The following is a 17,596-nucleotide window of genomic DNA, read 5'->3' on the forward strand; positions in this document are numbered from 1 at the left end:
CCGGTGCCCGGTGCCCGGTGCCCGGTGCCCGTCGGGCGCAGGTCAGGCGTCCCTGGGCGCGCCCAGGTCCACCCGCCAGTCGTTGCTGCGCATCCAGCGGCCGGGCGGGAACTCGAAGTCGGTCTCGCCGACGAGGGTGAAGCCGGCCTTGCGGCAGACGGCGTTGGAGGCGGGGTGGTCCACTGAAGGGAAGGCGTGCAGGTGGCGGTGGCGCGCGGTGCGGGCGGCGGCCCCGACGGCGGCCCGCGCCGCGGCGGCGGCGATGCCCCGGCCCCGGTAGGGCGCGAGCACGTTCCAGCCCATCTCGTAGACGGTGCCGCCCTGCCACGCGCGCTCGGCGTAGCCGACACTGCCGACGTCCACCGCCCGGGACACCCCGTCGGGCCCGTCCTCGGTCTCCAGCACCACGCGGTACATGCAGCCGATCCCGGCGGGGACGAAGTCGAGGTAGCGGCGGTGGCGGACGAGCATCCGCTCCTCGCTCTCCGGACCGCCGACGTGCCGGCGCATCTCCGGGGTGTTGATCAGCCGCAGCAGGGCGAGGTCGGCGTCGGTCCAGGGTTCGAGTCGCAGCGCGGGGGCGTCCATGGCCGGACGATAGTGGCTCCGGTGGCCGGACGGTAGCGGTTTTCGCAGCTCAGGCCCGGTGCTCAGGCCCGGTGCTCGGGGCCGGCAGCTCAGGCCGGGGGCTCGGCGAGGGCGCGGGCGAGGTTCTCCAGGGCGGGCAGCGCGTGCATCACGGCGTCGCGGTCGGCGGTGGAGAGGGTGTCGAGGGCGCCGGCGATCCGGCGCTCGTGGGCGCGCTGCCAGTCGTCGAGCTGTCGGCGGCCGGCCGGAGTGAGCGCGATCCGGGCGGTGCGGCGGTCCCCGGGGTCGGCCTGGCGGTCGACGAAGCCGGACTCCAGCAGCTTGCCGACCAGTCCGCTCACGGTGTTCGGGGCGAGCCGCTGCCGGGCGGCCAGTTCGCCGACCCGCAGCGGGGCGGCGGCGAGCGTCTGGAGGAGCTCGACCTGCGCCATCGGCAGGGACTCCCACGGGTAGTCGGTCCGGATGCTGCTGCGCAGGGCGCGGCGGAGCCGGGTGACCGTGTCGGTGAGCCGGCGGGCGCGTTCGATCGTCGTCGGCTCCGTGTCCTGCGGCTCGATGTCCTGCGGGCCTGTGGTGGATTCGGGAACGGATGGTGACGACGGCATGGCCGACAGCGTAGCGCCTGGTACCGGTGCCTTTTGACGGCCTAGGACCGGTCGGGGGCGACCGGTCCCGCCCGGTAACGGACCGGTCGCACCCAGAACAGATCGTCGAACGAACATGTCTGCATCCGATATATTTCTCAGTATGAACGCCGCGTCAACGCTCACCGCCCGGCTGCTCGCCGAGCGCCCCCGACCGCGCGGCATAGCCGGCCGCCGGTACGCCCACTGGCTCGCCGTCGGGACCGTCTGCCTGGGGGCGTTCCTCGGCCAGCTGACGGCCAGCGTCACCGCGCTCGTCTACCCGGCGCTCCAGCGCCGGTTCGATGCCGGGTTCGCGGCCGTCGAATGGGTCGCCCTCGCGTATCTGCTGGTCCTGGTCGCGCTGCTCGCGCCGATCGGCCGGCTCTCCGACCTGGTCGGCCGCAAGACCGTGTACCTGGGCGGGTTCGCCGTCTTCGGCCTGGCCTCGCTGGGGGCCGGGTTCGCCGGCGGCCTCGGCACCCTGGTCGCCTGCCGCGCGGTCCAGGCCGTCGGCGGCGCGATGATGCAGGCCAACAGTGTCGCCCTGGTCGCGCGCGGCGTCCCCGGGCACGCGATGCGCCGGGCGCTCGGGGTGCAGGCCGCCGCGCAGGGCCTCGGCCTGGCGCTGGGCCCCAGCCTCGGCGGGCTGCTGGTGGCGCACGCCTCCTGGCGCTGGGTGTTCTGGATCAATGTGCCGGTCGCCGTGGTGGGCATCGTGGCCGGGTGGTTCCTGCTGCCCCGCACCCGGGTCGAGGAGGCACCGGCGCTTCCGCGTCCGCGCGTCGCCGCCGGGCCCGCCCTCGGTCCCGCCCTCGGTCCCGCCGTCGGTCCCGTCGTCGGCCCCGAGCCGGACGGCGGGCGCTTCGACCTGGCCGGCCTGCTGCTGCTCGGCGGCTCCACCACCGCGCTGCTGCTCGCCCTCTCCGCCGCCTCCGGTCTGCCGCTGCCCGCCTGGGCGGTCGTCGCCCTGCTGGCCGCCGCCGTCCTGTGCGCGCTCGCCCTGGTCCGCCAGGAGCGCCGGGCCACCCGGCCGATCCTCGCTCCCGGCCTGGTCAACACCCCCGGCGTCCGACCCGGCCTCGCGGTCGCGCTGATCGGCTACCTGCTGCTGTTCTGCCCGCTGGTTCTCGGCCCGGTGCTGCTCGCCGAGGCGGGACTCCCGACCGCGCGCTCCGGCCTGGTGATCACCGTGCTCCCGGCCGCGTTCGCGGTGGCCGCGACGGTCGGCGGCGGGCTGCTGCCGCGCGGCTGGTCCGACGTCGCCCGCTGCCGCTGCGGTGCGGCCCTCGCCGGGGCCGGACTGCTCGGCTGCGCGCTGCTGCCCGCCCTGGGCGTGCCCGCGGTGCTGCTGGCGGGCCCGTTGCTGGTGGTCGGCAGCGGTCTCGGTCTGCTGCTGCCGGCGAACAACGCGCTGGTGATGCGGGCGATCCCGGCGGAGTGCTCGGCGGTCGGCGGCGGCATGGTCAACACGGCCCGCAGCCTCGGCACGGCGCTCGGCACCGCGCTGCCGGTGCTCGGCGTCCACCTGGCCGGTCCGGCGGTGGGCGGGCGGGCGGTCCTGCTGGTGCTCGCCGTCGTCGCGGGCCTCGCCGTCGCGCTCGCCCGGCCGGTGCGGCGGCGCTGAGCGGCGGTCCGGGGGCGCGGGTACGGACACGGCAACGGCCAAGGCGGTGGACGGGAGTTCCGTCCACCGCCCCGGCCGTGCTGTGCCGTGGTGCGGGTCGTTCGGTCGTGCCCTACCGCCGGGGCGGCTCAGGAGGCGGGCACGCCCGGGGCGGCGCCGCGATCCTTGAGCATGTCGGTGATCAGGCCGATCTCCGAGGTCTGGCCGATCACCATCGACTGCGCGAGCCGCTTCTCCGACTCGTTGTGCGCCATGTCGACATAGCCCTGGGCCATCTCCACCCCGCCCTTGTGGTGCTCCAGCATCAGCTGCAGGTAGAACACCTCGGCCTCCCGCCCGCTCAGCGAGCGGAGCTTGGCGAGCTGGGTGGTGGTGGCCATGCCGGGCATCAGCGAACCGTCGTGCGCCTGGTAGTCGGCGCCGTGCCCGTGCCCGCCCATCGCCATCCAGGCCATCGGCTTGGCCGGGGAGTGCTGGGTGAGCCCCCACTGGTCGAGCCAGCCCATCATCATGCCGCGCTGGTTGGCCTGGGTGTTGATGATGTCGAAGGCCAGCGTGCGGGTGGGCTCGTCCGTGGTCCGGTCCCGGACGATGAACGACAGGTCCACCGCCTGCTGGTGGTGGGTCGCCATGTCGCGGGCGAACCCGGCCTCCGGGGAGTCGTCCGCCGGCACGCTGAGCGAGGAGGAGGTGCCGGAGGCCGAGGTCCCGCCTGCCACCAGGGCCGGCACCCCGAGCGCGAGGGCGAGCGCGGCGGCCAGCGCGGCCGGCCACCAGACCCGTCGCCGCGAGGGCGCCGGGGCGTCCTCCGGGACGGCGTCCTCGTGCTCGCCCGCTTCGGCGGCGGTCACATCTGCCCCATCGAGCAGGAGGCGCCCGGCTCCTGGGTCTGCTTGCCCTGGACGTACTTGGTGAAGAACTGGCTCACCCGGGGGTCACTGGCGCTGTCCACGACCAGCTGGGTCGACCAGGCGTTCAGGGTGATGGTGCCCTTCTCGTCCGGGTACGGGCTCATCAGCGAGTACGGGGTGGCCTTCACCTTGTCGGAGAGGGCCTTGATGTCGTCGGGGGTGGCCTTGCTGTTGTAGGTCACCCAGACCGCGCCGTGCTCCAGCGAGTGGACGGCCCGCTCGTTCTCGACCGGCTGGTCGTAGACGGTGCCCATGCAGTCCAGCCAGACCGCGTTGTGGTCACCGCCGACCGGCGGGGTCTGCGGGTAGGTGACCTTCTCCTTGACGTGGTTGCGGCTCAGGTCGCCGAAGGTCTGGACGCCGTCGATCGGGGCGGCGGCAGCGGCGGCCTTGTCCTTCTTGTCCTTGTTGGCGTCGACCACGATCCAGGTGCCGGTGGCTATCGCGGCGATCACCAGGACACCGGCGACCGAGCTCGCGAGGATCTTGTTGCGGCGGTCGCGGCGCTGCTCGGCGGCGCGCAGCTCGGCGATCCGGGCGCGGCGGTCGTTGCTCGTCTGCTTGGCGCTCGGCTTGTTGCCCTGAGCCTTGTTCGACTGCTTGGAGGCGGAACCCATGAAGTGTCCTTGTCCCCACCGCGCATCGGGCACGGCGGTCTGAAGAAGTGGTGGGAGGGGGCGGATCCGTCGGTCCCGCCCGCCCGGCGCGTGTTGGGCGGCGGGGGAGGGCCGGGGCCGGCGGCGGGTTCCGCTCAGGACCGGTGTACTTGGAGTTTGTGCAGGTCGGGCACGGGGTGCGGCCCGACCAGCAGTCCGGCGGGCAACACCCGGGGCAGCACCTCGGCGGTCTCCGGCCGGGGTGCCGCGGCGGGTTGCTGGTGCGGCGGCGGGTTGGGGAGCTGGGCGTCCTGGGCGCAGTACGGGTGGCTGGAGCAGCCGCTGTTGCGGTGCGGCGGGTCGCCGTCGACCGAGCACCAGGTCCAGTGCCGGTGGCTCTCCGCGCGGAGGCGGTCGCCGAGGGTCTGCGGTGCGGTGGCCGGACCGGTGGCGGCGGTACCGAGGATGTGCGGGGGTGCGTCGGCCCGGGGAACGGCGACGAGTCCGGTCGGCGGGCCCACCGGGGGGTCGGCCGGGACGGTCACCGGGAAGCCGGACCGTTCGGCCGTGGCCGCCTTGGCGTGTGCCGCGCACGGGAGCGCCGTCAGCAGCCCGACCAGCAGCAGGATCCACAGCACGCCCACCGGGCGGACCGCGAGAGCGGCCCTCCCCGGCCGGGGTGTGCTGGGGGCCGACGCGGTCATGCGCACATTTAATCAGCCGAACGAGTGAAGCGAGCCCCCTCCCCGGTTCTCATTTTCGGGCGCGGAGCCGCCTGAATACCCCGGAAACACCCTGGTCCGGGCGGTTCGGTCGACTGCGGGAGGAACGGAAGCGAAACGGGCGTCGAACCCGGTGATCGGTATCGGCCGATGTGTGCGTGGTTGTCGCCGAAACCCGGACAGCGTCGTTGCACTTGGGGACAATGACGTCGAGCCCGGCCCGCCCGGGGGCGGCGCACGAAGCAGCGAGCAACGAGCAACGAGCAGCAGCGATCAGGAGCCGCCAGATGACCGAACAGGGTGCACCCGCGCAGCAGCAGCTCCGGCCGGGCGACGGCTGGTGGGACACGGTCTACGCGGGCCCGGCCGGCACCCTCCCCGACACCCCGGACGCCGGACCGGGGGAGGGCAGTGTCGACGACTGGTTCGAGACGGCGGCGGGACTCATCGGGCAGCAGCGGGGCGCGGACGGGGGGCCCGCGGGGCCTGCGGAGCCCGGGGGGCCCACGGAGTCCGGGGAGCCCGAGGCGGTGCGGGCGGACCAGGAGGTGCTGGAACGGGACAGCATCGACGACTGGTTCGACACCGCCGTCGGCGTGATCGCTCCGCAGCGCCCGGCGGACGAGGCTCCGGGCGCCGACGACACCCGCCGCTTCCCCGCTCCCGCCTGGGCGGACGCGGGGCCGGCCGCCTCGGCCGAGCTGCCGGAGGCCGTGGACGCGGCCGCCGAACCGGCTCCCCGGGTGCCCGAGCCCCGGGCCAAGCCCGATTCCGTGACCGCCTCGGAGCCGGAGCAAGTTTCGGAGCCGGAGCCGGAGCCGGAGCCGGCAGCCGAAGCGGTTGCTGCGCCCGAGCCCCAGCCCGAGCCCCAGCCCGAGCCCGAAGCCTCTGAACCCGCACCCGCACCCGCACCCGCACCCGAGTCCGCACCCGAGCCGCCCGCCCCGCGGCCGGACCCCCGCCCCGGACGGGCCGGTTCCGCGCCGCCCGTGCCGCACGTCGGCGAACGCCCGCCCACGTACGGCCCCGAGCCGACCGCCGTCCCCGAGGCCGACCCCGGTGCGCTGGGCGGCATCGTCGCCGACACCGTGCTGGAAGGGGCCCAGTACGCCGCCACCACCCTGCGGGCGGCCTCCGTGCGCGGCGACTCCGCCCGCTACCGGGGCGAGCCCCGGCGGGACTCGCTGCTGGTCACCCGGTTCGGCGAGGGCGCGGACGGGCTGCTGCTCGCGGTGCTCGGCGGGTTCGACCACTCCGGCCCGGCCGCCGAACTGGTCGCCACCGCGAGCGCCGAGGCCTGCCGCCAGCTCGCGGGCGCGGTCGGCCGCAGCCGCGAGGGCCTCGCCGCGGACCTCCGTGACGGCGCCCGCGACCGCCTCCGCTACGGCCTCCAGCGGCTCGCGCTCAGCGCCGTCGCCCCGCTCCGCGCACTGGCCCCGGTCGGTGCGGCGGACGGCGCGGCGGACGGCGCGGCGAACCGGGCGGCGGACGGGGAGGACGAGCCGTCCCCCGCCTCGCTGCACTGCCTGCTGGCCTCGCTGGACCCGGAGGCCGGGTACCGGGCGGCGTTCGGGGTCGGCCCGGGCGGGCTGTACCTGCTGCGCTCCGGCCACTGGATCGACGCGTACGCGGCCCGGCTGCTGCACCACCCCGACGGCCAGCCGCCGGTGCCGGAGTCCCCGGTGCCGGGCCCGCGCCCGTTCCGCTTCCGGATGGTCCCGGCGACCCCGGGAGACATTCTGCTGCTCTGCACCCCGGGACTGGCCCGCCCGGTCGCGGACGAGCCCGCCGTCGCGCACTTCCTGGCCTCGCACTGGGCGCACCCGCACCCGCCGGGCACCGTGGACTTCCTCCGCCAGGTCCAGGTCCGCGCCAAGGGCTACACCGACGACCGGACCGCCGCCGCGATCTGGACGGAGTAGCCGGGCCCGGTCGCGGGGGCGCCCCGGGCCCGCTCAGGCAGGTGCGGCGGCCAGCAGGGTGCCGCAGGCGGACTCGGCGAGGTAGAGCGCACGGGTTCGGCGGGCACCGGTGAGGCCGAGGGCGATCGGGACGGCGAGGCCGTCGAGCAGGGCGCGGATCTGGCTGGCGCGTTCAGTGGCGTCGCCGGGGCCGAAGCGGCCGGCGGCGGTGCCGTCCTCGATCAGGGCGACCAGGTCGGCCTGCCAGGGGGCCTCGATCTCCAGCTGGCCCTGCCGCAGTTCCTCGCTGGCGGGGGAGCGGCCCCACACCTCGACCCAGAGGATCCAGCGCGGGTCCCCGGGGCCCTCGGGCAGGTAGAGCCCGGCGTACCCGGCGAGCCGCTGCCAGGCGTCCATGGTGGTGTCGGTGAGCAGGTCGTGGCGGCGGGCGCCGAGTTGTTCCTCGCTCCAACGAAGGGTCTCCAGCAGCAGCTGGTCCTTGCTGCCGAAGTAGTAGAGCAGGTGGCCGGCACTCATCTGGAGCTTCTTGCCGAGGCCGGCCATGGTGAGCCCGGCCAGCCCGTGCTCGGCGATCGCGGCGCGGGCGGTGGCGAAGACCTCCTCGCGCGGGCGGGCCGGTCGGCGCGGGCGGGCGTCGGCCATCGGTGCTGTTCCTCCGGGGGTCGGTAGGGGATTCACGATACCGACCGTGCCCGGCGGGCCACGGAGCGGGAGGTCGGCCGGTTCGACCTCCCACTCCTCCGGGTACCTACCGATCGGGACGTACCCGATCCGAGGAGGTGGCCCGATGGTCGCACTGATCCTCCTGTTCGCCGGCTTCGCCGCCCTGGTGGCCGGTCTGGCGGTGTTCCTGCACCGGCGCCGCAGCGGCCCGACCGAGAACCTCGACGGGCTGCTGGCCGAGCAGGAGCGGCTGGCCCGGCTACGGGCCCTCCGCTCCTCCTGCAGCTCGATCGCGATGCACAGCACCCATGGACTCACCACCGACGACCTGGGGAGGTACCACCGGTAGCACCCCGGCGCCCGGCCGGATCAGGCCTTCGGCTGCTGCTGGGTGATGCAGTGGATGCCGCCGCCGTTGGCGAAGATCTCGCGGGCGTCGACCAGTTCGACCGTGCGGCCGGGGTAGGCCTCGGCGAGGATCGCGGCGGCCTCCTGGTCGCGCGGGTCGTCGAAGGCGCACAGCACCACGGCGCCGTTGGCGACGTAGTGGTTGATGTAGGAGTAGTCGACCGGCTCGCCGTCCTCGTCCAGCAGGACGGTGGGGGCGGGGAGTTCGAGGACCTCCAGCGGGCGGCCCTGGGCGTCGGTGGAGGCCCGGAGGATCGCCACCAGTTCCCGGCACACCGCGTGGTCGGGGTGGGCCGGGTCCGGCTGGACGTGGGCGACGACGACGCCGGGGCGGACGAAGGAGGCGACGATGTCGATGTGGCCGCGGGTGCCGAACTCGTCGTAGTCGCGGGTGAGTCCGCGCGGCAGCCAGATCGCCTTGGTGGTGCCGAGGAAGGCGTGCAGCTCGGCCTCGACCTCCTCGCGGGTCCAGTCGGAGTTCCGGCCCTCGCCGAGCTGGACGGTGTCGGTGACGAGCACGGTGCCCTCGCCGTCGACGTGGATGCCGCCGCCCTCGTTGATCAGCCGGGAGGCGAAGCGGCGGACGCCGGTCAGCCCGGTGATGTGCTCGGCGATGTGCTGGTCCTTGTCCCAGCGGGCCCAGCCCTGGGCGCCCCAGCCGTTGAAGATCCAGTCGGTGGCGGCCAGGCCGCCCTTGCCGTCGATCAGGAAGGACGGGCCGATGTCGCGCATCCAGGCGTCGTCCAGCGGGCGCTCGACGATCTCGACCTGCTCGGAGACGTACTTGCGGGCCTCCTCGGTCTCACCGGTGTTGACCACCAGGGTGACCGGCTCGTACCGGACGATCGTGTTGGCGACCGCGGCCCAGGCCTCGCGCCCGGTGTGCAGGTTCTCCGGGGTGTCGAAGGTCGGGTTGGTGGTGGGGAAGGCCATCCAGGTCCGGTCGTGCGGGTGCCACTCGGCGGGCATCCGGTAGCCGAGCGAGGCGGGGGCGGGGGTGGTCATCGCGAGGTCCTTCGGTGGAACGGGTGGGTGAGGGCGTGGAAAGTGCGGTCGGAGGAGGTTCGGGTCAGAGGAAGTAGAGGCGGCTGAGCGAGACGCTGTCGGCCGGTTCGGAGCGCAGCGGGTCGCCGTCGAGCGAGACCAGGCCGGTCTCCGTGACCTCGACCTGCCCGGTGCGGGCGTTGCGCACCATGTCGCGCGGGCCGATGCCGCGGGTGTTGCGGACGCCGACACGGCGGCGCCGGGTGGGCAGGCCGTCGGCGGCGCGGTCGAGGTAGGCGCCGTCGGCGGCCGCCCGGGCCACGAAGGCGACCGAGAGGTCGGCGGCGGTGGCGCCGTGGGCGCCGAACTGCGGTCCCAGGACGAGGGGTTCGCAGCGGTCGGTGGAAGCGTTGGGGTCGCCGACCACGCCGTAGGCGGGGAAGCCGGCCTTGAGGACCAGCTGCGGCTTGGCGCCGAAGTGGTCGGGGCGCCACAGCACGATGTCGGCGAGCTTGCCGGTCTCGATCGAGCCGACCTCGTGCGCGAGGCCGTGGGCGACGGCCGGGTTGATGGTCAGCTTGGCGATGTAGCGCAGCACCCGCTGGTTGTCGTCGTCGGGTCCGTCGCCCTCCATCGGGCCGAGTTCGGCCTTCATCTTCCCGGCCAGGGCGAAGGTGCGGCGCACGGTCTCGCCGGCCCGGCCCATGCCCTGGGCGTCGGAGGAGGTGATGCCGATGACGCCCAGGTCGTGCAGCACGTCCTCGGCGCCCATGGTGCCGGCGCGGATCCGGTCGCGGGCCATCGCGGCGTCGCCGGGCAGGTCGGTCTTGAGGTCGTGGGCGGAGACGATCATGCCGAAGTGCTCGCCCAGGGCGTCCCGGCCGAAGGGCAGGGTGGGGTTGGTGGAGGAGCCGATGACGTTCGGCACGCCCGCCATCTTCAGCACATTGGGCACATGGCCGCCGCCGCAGCCCTCGATGTGGAAGGCATGGACGGTCCGGCCGTCGAGCACCCTGAGGGTGTCCTCGACGGACAGGCACTCGTTGAGGCCGTCGGTGTGCAGGGCGACCTGGACGTCGTACTCCTCGGCCACCCGCAGCGCGGTGTCCAGGGCGCGGGTGTGCGCGCCCATGTCCTCGTGCACCTTGAAGCCGGACGCGCCGCCCTCGACGAGGGCCTCGACCAGCGGGGCCTCGTCGGAGGAGGAGCCGCGGCCGAGGAAGCCGATGTTGACCGGCCAGGCGTCGAAGGCGTTGAAGGCGTGCCGCAGCGCCCAGGGCGAGTTGACGCCGACGCCCCAGACCGGGCCGAACTCCTGGCCGATGATCGTGGTGACGCCGGAGGCGAGCGAGGCCTCCATGATCCGCGGCGAGAGCAGGTGGACATGGGTGTCGACGGCACCGGCGGTGGCGATCAGGCCCTCGCCGGAGACGATCGTGGTGCCGGTGCCGACCACCACGTCCACGCCGTCCAGGGTGTCGGGGTTCCCGGCCCGGCCGATCGAGGCGATCCGGCCGCCGACGAGGCCGATCGAGGTCTTGCGGATGCCCTGGACGGCGTCGATCACCAGCACATTGCTGATCACCACGTCACAGGTGTCGCGGACGGCGGCGGGCATGAGGTGCAGGCCGTCGCGGGCGGTCTTGCCGAATCCGGCCAGGAACTCGTCGCCCGGCCGCTGGGAGTCCGACTCGACCCGGACGACAAGACCGGAGTCGCCGAGCCGGATCCGGTCCCCGGCGCGCGGGCCGTGGACGGAGATGTAGTCGTGCGGGGTGATGGACGTCATGACTCCACCTCCGCGTCGTCGAAGCCGGTGAGGTAGCCGGTGGCGCGGGCCTTGGCGAGGGCGGACTCCTTGGCGCCGGGGGCGTCGAGCGGGCCGTCGACCAGGCCGGCGAAGCCGATCGCGACCCGTGCGCCGCCGATCGGGACCAGGCCGACCTCGACGGTGCTGCCCGGGTCGAAGCGCACCGAGGAGCCGGCCGGGACCGCGAGGTGGGTGCCGTAGGCGGCGGCGCGGTCGAAGGCCAGCCGGGGGTTGGCCTCGAAGAAGTGGAAGTGCGAGGTGACGGAGATCGGGACGCCGGAGGTGTTGTGGACGGGGAGGACGACGGTCTCCTCGACCGGGTCGTAGCCGGCGCCGTCGCCGGGCAGGGCGCCGCCGGGGGCGTCCTCGCCGAGCGAGCCGGCGCCGCGGAACGGGTCGTCGACCACGGCCAGGCGGGTGCCGTCGTCGAAGACCGCCTCGACCTGGACCACGGTGACCACGTCGGGCACGCCGGGCAGCACGTCGGCGGCGGTGAGCACGGAGCGGCCCGCCTCGACGGCCTCGGCGAGGCGCCGGCCGTCGCGGGCGGCCTCGCAGACGGCGTCGGCGATGAGCGCGGTCGCCTCGGGGATGTTGAGCCGCACGCCTCGGGCGCGGCGGGCGCGGGCCAGCTCGGCTGCTGTGAAGATCAGCAGCCGGTCCCGCTCGGTGGGGGTCAGTCGCACGGTTCCTCGCTCGCGGTCGCCAGGAGAGGGTGAGGGCTTTTAGAACGGCGTTCAAACACCTCCGGCCATTGAACCCGGAGCCGTCCGCCCTGTCCAGCCTTGCCGCTCGCGCGCCGTTCGGCACACGGGGCGCGTCCGGTCGCCCCCGGGGGCGGGGCTCGCTCCGGCCCCAGGAACCCGCCCGGGACGGGGCTCGCGCCGGCTCCCGGAACCCGTTCGGGTCCGGAAGCCGCCCGTACGCTTCGCAAACCTGTCCGGCGGGGGCGGCTGGATCACGCGAACCGCCTCGTGCCCCTTTCACCCCAGGTGATCGCCCGCGCACTGTTCCAAATGCCGAAAGGTGGGCATGACGATGATTGGTCAGTACCAAAGGGGTCGACCGACCGGCGGGGGCCCGGATCGGAGGCCCGGAGCGAGGGTGGGGGCAGGGGTGATGGACGGTCAGTCGCGATTCCCGCGGCAGCGGACGAGTTCGGGGGGCGCCTTCCGGATCACCGGAACCGGCCAGGGCGCTCCGGCGGCCACATCGGGCGCCGTGGGCGCGGCGGGCGTCGCCCGGCCGGGCGTACCGGCGCCGGGGTGCGCGCTGAACCGCCGGCTCCACCTGGCGCTGGAGGCCGCCGACCTGGTCGCCGTCGGCGCGGTCCGCCACCGGCTGCGCGCCGCGCTCGGCCACTGGGGCGTGCCCGAGCTGGCCGACACGGCCGAGCTGCTCACCTCCGAGCTGGTCACCAACGCGCTGCAGCACACCGGCCGGGGCGCGGTCTTCGACGCGGTGCTCACCGGCGACCAGCGGCTGCGGATCGAGGTCCAGGACGGCGAGGCCGGACTTCCCGGCCGCCGGCGCGACCCGGAAGCGGAGTACGCGACCTCCGGCCGGGGGCTGATGCTGGTCGAGGCACTCGCCGACTCCTGGGGCGTGCAACTGCGCGGCGACGGCAAGGTCACCTGGTTCGAACTCGCCACCGCTGAACTCTGACTTCCGGGCCCACCGTTTGTCGCACGAGCACTGTTCGCGACCGAACGATGCCCGTAAGTGAAGGTGAGCGGCAAGATTTCCGGCCCGTTGCCATTGCCGCTCGGCCGAACATTGGCCAGGATGGTGGGAATGTGTGCCCACGAGCGAGAAGCGGCGGGAAACTCCTACCGTCTCGACCGATGACCGCCCGTCGGCGCGCGACCGTCGAGCACCACCCATCACACCGCCACGCGGCCCGTCCGGACGGTCGGCGCGGTCCGCCACGGCAGCGGCAGGAGCAGCATGCCCACAGAGCCCGAGTCACCGGGGCCGGCCCTCCCGTCCGGTCCGCCCACGACCGGCTCCGGACGGGCCAGGCCCCCCGCACAGGCGGCCCGGCGGCACGCGCTGCGCACCGCCCCCGGCCTCGCCGCCGGCCGGCTCGCGCCGATGCTCTCCGGCGGCCTGCCGATCTCCCCGGGCGACTCCACGCCGGACTGGCTGGAGCCGGCGATGGCGGCCAACGGCATCGGCTCCTTCGACTGGGACATCCGCCGCGACATCCTCGAGGGTGACCAGCGGGCCTGCACCATCGTCGGCCTGGACTCCGCCGAGAAGGGCCGCTTCGACCGCAGCTCCGCCTCCTTCCTGGCCCTGCTGCACCCCGAGGACGCCCCGGTGGTCCGCCGCCGGGTCGAGCGCGCCGTCGCCGAGCTCGGCCAGTGCGGCGCCTACTACCGGACGGTCGGCCCGCACGGCACCACGCGCGCCGTCCGCTTCCGCGGCCGGGTGCTCGCGGACGCCTTCGGCCGGGCCTCCCGGATGGTCGGCTTCGTCTGGGACGCCACCGTCGAGCTGCACAAGCGCGACCGCGCCGACCGGCTCGCCCTGCTGCGCGAGGAGCGCTCCCGCTTCATCAAGGAGGCCGCCCGGGCGCTCTCGGAGGCGGTCACCGTGCGCGACGTGGCCCGGGTCTTCACCGAGCTGCCGCTGCCCGGCCTGCCGCCGGACGGCCTCGTCCTGGCCTCCTTCGAGGCCGGCCGGGTGCAGATCATCGGCGCCTCCGGCTACCGGCCCGAGGAGCTGGCCGGCTACGACCGCTCGGTGCTGCCGCCGAGCCACCCCGCCGCCGAGGCGCTGCGGGGCCGCGCCCCGGTGTTCTGCGCCAGCCGCGAGGAGTACCGCGAGCGCTACCCGGACGTCTGGGAGCAGGCCCGCCGCACCAGCCGCAGCTCCTGGGCGTTCCTGCCGCTGGTCGCCAGCGGCCGGGCGATCGGCGTCTGCGTGGTCAGCTTCGACGACGACCGCCAGCTGGACGCCGACGAGCGCACCCTGCTCTCCACCCTCGGCGGCCTGGTCGCCCAGTCCCTGGCCAGGGCCCGGCTGCACGACGCCGAGCACGAGCTGGCGGCCGGCCTGCAGCGGGTCATGCTGCCGCGCACCGTGCCCTCCGTGCCCGGGGTCACCACCGCCGTCCGCTACCTCGCGGCCGGCTCCGGGCTCCAGATCGGCGGCGACTGGTACGACGTGGTGCCGCTGCCCGGCGGGCACGTCGGCCTGGTGATCGGCGACGTCCAGGGCCACGACGTGCACGCCGCCGGGATCATGGGCCAGCTGCGGATCGCCCTGCGCGCCTACGCCGCCGAGGGCCACCCGCCCGCCGCCGTGATGGCCCGGGCCTCCCGCTTCCTCGCCGACCTGGACACCGACCACTTCGCCACCTGCACCTATGCCGAGGTGAACGTCGACTACGGCGTCGTGTACGCGGTCCGGGCCGGCCACCTCGACCCGGTGGTGCGGCGCGCCGACGGCACCGCGAGCAGCGTCCCGGTGGCCGGCGGGCTCCCGCTCGGCATCGCCCCCGACGAGGAGTACCGGGTCACCCGGTTCAGCCTGGACCCGGGCGAGACGGTGCTGCTCTGTACCGACGGCCTGGTCGAGGCGCGCGACATGGACCTCGACGAGGGCATCGCGCGGCTGACCTCGGTGCTTGCCGAGCCGCTCGCGGACGCCACCCGGACCGGCCGCGACCCGCTGGAGGAGCTGGCCGACCGGATCGCCTCGCAGGCCGCCGACTCCAGCGAGCGCGAGGACGACATAGCGCTGCTGCTGCTGCGCTGGGACGGCCCCGAGGGCGGCCTGGCCGCCCAGCAGCTGCGCCGCCGGATCGGGCAGGCCGACCTGGCCCGGATCGCGGAGGTCCGGGCGGAGCTGCGGGACGCGCTGCGCCGCTGGGGGGTCGCCGACCTGATCGACACCGCCGAGCTGCTCTCCTCCGAACTGGTCACCAATGCGATCCGGCACACCGACCGGGACGCGATGTTCACCGCCCGGCTCTACCGGGAGCCGGCCGCGGACGGCGGCCGGGCCCGGCTGCGGGTCGAGGTGGAGGACGAGTCGGACCTCTGGCCGACCCGCCGCACGCCGGGGGAGCAGGCCTCCTCCGGGCGCGGGCTGATGCTGGTCGAGGCGCTGGCCGACGGCTGGGGCGTGGAGCCCCGGGGGTCGGGCAAGCGGATGTGGTTCGAGCTCACGGTGACGCCGGCGGAGTGACGTCGGGGGAGTGGCGCCCGGGGTGCGACGCCCGGGGTGCGACGTCCGGGGTGTGGCGTCGGGGAGCGCGGCCCCCGGGGAGTACTGCCCGGGGGCCCTGCGGCGGCCTCAGCGTCGGCTTCGGTGTCGGCCTCGGTGCGGGCCTCGGCCTCAGCCGAACTGCTGCTCGAGGTCCTTCAGCTTGCGCTCCAGCGAGTCCAGCCGGGGCAGTGCCACGGTGTCGTCGTCGGGCGTGAGGTCGATGGTGCGCCGTTCGGGACGGGCCGGCAGGCCCGCCTGTGCGACCGCTCCCTCCACGGCCTCGGCCCGTCCCGACGCCTCGACCGCGGGCCGGTCGGCGCTGCCGGGGCCGCCCGGGCCGCCCGCTATGGCGGACTCCGGGCCGGGCTCCAACTGCCGTGAGGACGACCCGGACCCGCCGCCGCGCGGGCGCCAGACGCTGTGGGTGCGGTTGATGGCCCTGATCTCGGCCCGCTCGCGGCGCCCCGCGAGTTTGCGGCGCTCCTTCTCCCTGGCGTTCTCGCGCTTGTCCTCGCGGACCTCGTCGACCGCCTCCTCCAGGCTCCGCACGCCCTCCAGCAGCATCAGCGACCAGGCCGCGTAGGTCTCGCGGGGGGCGCGCAGCCAGCGGACGATCCGGATCTGCGGCAACGGACGGGGGACCAGGCCCTGTTCGCGCAGCGCGGCCCGGCGGGTCTGCTTGAGGGCCCGGTCGAACAGCACGGCGGCCGAGAGCGACATCCCCGCGAAGAACTGCGGCGCGCCGGCATGGCCGAAACCGCGCGGGGCGTGCACCCAGTTGAACCAGGCCGAGGCTCCGGCGAACAGCCAGACCAGCAGCCGGGAGCCGAGTGCGGCGTCGCCGTGGCTGGCCTCGCGCACGGCGAGCACGGAGCAGAACATCGCCGCCCCGTCCAGGCCGAACGGCACCAGGTACTCCCAGCCGCCGGACAGGTTGAGGTTCTGCACCCCGAACCCGACCAGACCGTGGAAGGAGAGTGCGGCCGCGACGGCCGCGCAGCAGAACAGCAGGGTGTACGAGGCCCCGCCGTACAGGGACTCCTTGCGGCGGCGCCGTTCCTCGGATCGCTCCCAGGAATCGGCGGCGGTCCCGCCGCCGGATCCCCGGCTCCGGGCCAGGGCCACCAGGAGCGCGCTGACCAGCAGCGCGGCAACGCCGGTGACGGCCCAACCGAGCGGTATGTCGGACAATTTCATCGCCTGGACCAGCCTCGCTTTCCTGCGTCGCAATTCCTGCGTCGTGATGGCGGGGACCATCATGACGGATGCTCGGCCGGAGAATGGCTGATTCGCTGTCAATGCGCTGACGAGAGGGATTTCTGGCGAGGGATAAGTCGCATTGTCATATAGATATCGATGGGGAATTCCCGCATTTCCGGGGGTTGTGGCCCGGCGGGGCCCCGCACCGTCGTCAACCTCCGTCAACCCCGCGTGACGCGGGGACAGCCGGCGCACATTGCCTCGGCCCGGGCGGTGTAGACGAGGCAGCAACTGGCCCGGCACCGGTCGGAGCGTTCGGTACCGCCGGACGCGGGGCCGGTGAAGCCGGCGCCCGGCGTGAAGGGCGCGCACTCCGGCGCCGGGCGGGCGGCCCGGGGATCCGGCGGCCCGGACGCCCCGGCCGCGCCGGGCGCGAACAGTGCGGCGAGCTCCGTCCGGGCGCGCTCCTCCTCGCCGAGCAGACCCCCGGCGTACCAGAGGCCCTCGACCACCGCGTCGGTGGCCATCGCCCACAGGGTGCGCGGACCGCGCCGCACCTCGGGGCGGAAGGCGTCCAGCACCGGGGTGAGGAAGTCCGCCAGCGCCGAGCGGAGCCCGGCGGCCAGGGCCGCCTCGTCGGGCACCGGGCGGGCGCCCGGCGGGGGCACTGGCGGGACGGCGGTGGGGAGGACGGCTGCGCCGGGGGCCGCCGGATCGTCCGGCAGGCAGAGGAAGGCGCCCGGGCGGACCGTCAGTTCACCGGTGCGGCGGCGGACCGCGATGTCGCCGGGCGCGAGCAGCGGCACCCGGCGCTCCAGGAACCAGGGCAGGGTGAACAGCAGCGCGACCGGCCAGACGAACCGGTGCAGCCCGATGCCCGCCGCCACGTCGGGGCGCAGCGGCTGCCCGTAGCGGGCCAGGCCCTGTCGGGCGTCGTGCGAGATCAGCTCGCGCAGCGCCGCCGGCCGGGCCACCAGGTCGGCCCCCGCGAGCCAGCCCCGGCCGCTGCGGGGCGGGGCGCAGCGCACCCGGAGGGCGGGGAGCACTTGGCCGAGCCGCCGGTACGCGGTCGGGTCGGCGGCAGCGGTGCCGTGGGTGGTGGCGGTGCCATGGGTGGCGGTGCTGCGGGCAGTGGCCGGGCCGGCGGGTCCGGTGCCGGGACCGGTCCGTCCGACGGCCGTCGCCACGGGGGTGGGCCGGGTGCTGTGCGCGCTCATGGTGGGCCCCATCGGGTCGACCGGGCCGCGCCGGACCGCCCGGTCCGCGCCCGGGCCGGGGCCCGCCCGCCGCCGGCGCGCCCGGTGTGGCGGGCGCGCCGTGGCGC

General features: G+C 75.0%; 16 protein-coding genes. 5 read left to right on the forward strand and 11 right to left on the reverse strand.

The window, feature by feature from the left end; genetic code table 11:
• Window positions 1-42: 42 nt before the first annotated feature.
• Entirely contained in the window at window positions 43-588 is a 546-nt protein-coding gene (locus tag VR45_RS10395) for a GNAT family N-acetyltransferase (RefSeq protein WP_045939399.1), read from the reverse strand.
• Between the two features lie 89 nt (window positions 589-677).
• Entirely contained in the window at window positions 678-1,193 is a 516-nt protein-coding gene (locus VR45_RS10400) for a MarR family transcriptional regulator (RefSeq protein ID WP_078896394.1), read from the reverse strand.
• 142 nt (window positions 1,194-1,335) lie between these two features.
• Between VR45_RS10400 and VR45_RS10405 the strand changes: the two genes are divergently transcribed.
• On the forward strand, window positions 1,336-2,838 hold the full coding sequence (locus tag VR45_RS10405; RefSeq protein ID WP_045939400.1) for an MFS transporter: 1,503 nt from the start codon (window positions 1,336-1,338) through the stop codon (window positions 2,836-2,838).
• A gap of 128 nt (window positions 2,839-2,966) precedes the next feature.
• On the opposite strand, the gene VR45_RS10410 is transcribed toward VR45_RS10405, so the two are convergent.
• The 3 genes from VR45_RS10410 to VR45_RS10420 form a co-directional block, all read right to left on the reverse strand.
• Window positions 2,967-3,689, reverse strand: a complete 723-nt coding sequence (locus VR45_RS10410) for a DUF305 domain-containing protein (protein ID WP_078896395.1) — start codon at window positions 3,687-3,689, stop codon at window positions 2,967-2,969.
• The gene (locus tag VR45_RS10415; RefSeq protein WP_045939401.1) at window positions 3,686-4,366 is read right to left on the reverse strand and encodes a DUF3105 domain-containing protein; all 681 of its coding nucleotides are present in this window, start codon (window positions 4,364-4,366) and stop codon (window positions 3,686-3,688) included. The genes VR45_RS10410 and VR45_RS10415 overlap by 4 nt, the downstream gene beginning before the upstream one ends.
• A gap of 134 nt (window positions 4,367-4,500) precedes the next feature.
• The gene (locus tag VR45_RS10420; RefSeq protein ID WP_159394167.1) at window positions 4,501-5,049 is read right to left on the reverse strand and encodes a hypothetical protein; all 549 of its coding nucleotides are present in this window, start codon (window positions 5,047-5,049) and stop codon (window positions 4,501-4,503) included.
• Between the two features lie 305 nt (window positions 5,050-5,354).
• On the opposite strand from VR45_RS10420, the gene VR45_RS10425 reads away from it, so the two are divergent.
• Entirely contained in the window at window positions 5,355-6,989 is a 1,635-nt protein-coding gene (locus VR45_RS10425) for a protein phosphatase 2C domain-containing protein (RefSeq protein WP_052708984.1), read from the forward strand.
• Between the two features lie 33 nt (window positions 6,990-7,022).
• Here the strand turns inward: VR45_RS10425 and VR45_RS10430 are convergent, their stop codons facing one another.
• Window positions 7,023-7,631: a TetR/AcrR family transcriptional regulator gene (locus VR45_RS10430; RefSeq protein WP_045939403.1), complete on the reverse strand. Its 609-nt coding sequence runs from the start codon at window positions 7,629-7,631 to the stop codon at window positions 7,023-7,025.
• Between the two features lie 145 nt (window positions 7,632-7,776).
• Between VR45_RS10430 and VR45_RS10435 the strand changes: the two genes are divergently transcribed.
• Window positions 7,777-8,001: a hypothetical protein gene (locus tag VR45_RS10435; protein WP_045939404.1), complete on the forward strand. Its 225-nt coding sequence runs from the start codon at window positions 7,777-7,779 to the stop codon at window positions 7,999-8,001.
• Window positions 8,002-8,021: 20 nt separating this feature from the next.
• Here VR45_RS10435 and VR45_RS10440 read toward each other — a convergent pair whose 3' ends face one another.
• The 3 genes from VR45_RS10440 to ureA all read right to left on the reverse strand — a co-directional run bounded on the left by VR45_RS10440 (window position 8,022) and on the right by ureA (window position 11,540).
• A complete protein-coding gene (locus VR45_RS10440) occupies window positions 8,022-9,065 on the reverse strand; it encodes an agmatine deiminase family protein (RefSeq protein ID WP_045939405.1) in 1,044 nt (347 codons plus the stop codon).
• A 64-nt stretch (window positions 9,066-9,129) separates the two neighbouring features.
• Complete coding sequence (locus VR45_RS10445; RefSeq protein WP_045939406.1) at window positions 9,130-10,833, reverse strand: urease subunit alpha; 1,704 nt, start codon at window positions 10,831-10,833, stop codon at window positions 9,130-9,132.
• A complete protein-coding gene (ureA, locus tag VR45_RS10450) occupies window positions 10,830-11,540 on the reverse strand; it encodes an urease subunit gamma (RefSeq protein ID WP_045939407.1) in 711 nt (236 codons plus the stop codon). The genes VR45_RS10445 and ureA overlap by 4 nt, the downstream gene beginning before the upstream one ends.
• 535 nt (window positions 11,541-12,075) lie before the next feature.
• Here ureA and VR45_RS10455 point away from each other — a divergent pair.
• Both VR45_RS10455 and VR45_RS10460 read left to right on the forward strand, forming a co-directional pair.
• Window positions 12,076-12,519: an ATP-binding protein gene (locus VR45_RS10455; protein ID WP_234325919.1), complete on the forward strand. Its 444-nt coding sequence runs from the start codon at window positions 12,076-12,078 to the stop codon at window positions 12,517-12,519.
• Between the two features lie 282 nt (window positions 12,520-12,801).
• On the forward strand, window positions 12,802-15,051 hold the full coding sequence (locus VR45_RS10460) for a SpoIIE family protein phosphatase (RefSeq protein WP_052708985.1): 2,250 nt from the start codon (window positions 12,802-12,804) through the stop codon (window positions 15,049-15,051).
• Between the two features lie 150 nt (window positions 15,052-15,201).
• Here the strand turns inward: VR45_RS10460 and VR45_RS10465 are convergent, their stop codons facing one another.
• Window positions 15,202-16,269, reverse strand: coding sequence for a DUF2637 domain-containing protein (locus VR45_RS10465; RefSeq protein ID WP_045939408.1), 1,068 nt, complete (start codon window positions 16,267-16,269; stop codon window positions 15,202-15,204).
• 224 nt (window positions 16,270-16,493) lie between these two features.
• Window positions 16,494-17,596: (2Fe-2S)-binding protein (locus VR45_RS10470; RefSeq protein ID WP_353612676.1), on the reverse strand; the 1,103-nt coding region annotated here is incomplete at its 5' end.

The sequence above is a fragment of the Streptomyces sp. NRRL S-495 genome, assembly GCF_000966955.1.
Taxonomy (GTDB): domain Bacteria; phylum Actinomycetota; class Actinomycetes; order Streptomycetales; family Streptomycetaceae; genus Kitasatospora; species Kitasatospora purpeofusca.

Excerpts from the sequence above, each read along its gene's own strand:
- VR45_RS10425 (WP_052708984.1), top strand. The coding sequence starts at position 5,355 with ATGACCGAACAGGGTGCACCCGCGCAGCAGCAGCTCCGGCCGGGCGAC.
- VR45_RS10430 (WP_045939403.1), bottom strand. The coding sequence starts at position 7,631 with ATGGCCGACGCCCGCCCGCGCCGACCGGCCCGCCCGCGCGAGGAGGTC.
- VR45_RS10400 (WP_078896394.1), bottom strand. The coding sequence starts at position 1,193 with ATGCCGTCGTCACCATCCGTTCCCGAATCCACCACAGGCCCGCAGGAC.
- VR45_RS10395 (WP_045939399.1), bottom strand. The coding sequence starts at position 588 with ATGGACGCCCCCGCGCTGCGACTCGAACCCTGGACCGACGCCGACCTC.
- VR45_RS10405 (WP_045939400.1), top strand. The coding sequence starts at position 1,336 with ATGAACGCCGCGTCAACGCTCACCGCCCGGCTGCTCGCCGAGCGCCCC.
- VR45_RS10465 (WP_045939408.1), bottom strand. The coding sequence starts at position 16,269 with ATGAAATTGTCCGACATACCGCTCGGTTGGGCCGTCACCGGCGTTGCC.
- VR45_RS10435 (WP_045939404.1), top strand. The coding sequence starts at position 7,777 with ATGGTCGCACTGATCCTCCTGTTCGCCGGCTTCGCCGCCCTGGTGGCC.
- VR45_RS10420 (WP_159394167.1), bottom strand. The coding sequence starts at position 5,049 with ATGACCGCGTCGGCCCCCAGCACACCCCGGCCGGGGAGGGCCGCTCTC.
- VR45_RS10415 (WP_045939401.1), bottom strand. The coding sequence starts at position 4,366 with ATGGGTTCCGCCTCCAAGCAGTCGAACAAGGCTCAGGGCAACAAGCCG.
- VR45_RS10445 (WP_045939406.1), bottom strand. The coding sequence starts at position 10,833 with ATGACGTCCATCACCCCGCACGACTACATCTCCGTCCACGGCCCGCGC.
- VR45_RS10460 (WP_052708985.1), top strand. The coding sequence starts at position 12,802 with ATGCCCACAGAGCCCGAGTCACCGGGGCCGGCCCTCCCGTCCGGTCCG.
- VR45_RS10440 (WP_045939405.1), bottom strand. The coding sequence starts at position 9,065 with ATGACCACCCCCGCCCCCGCCTCGCTCGGCTACCGGATGCCCGCCGAG.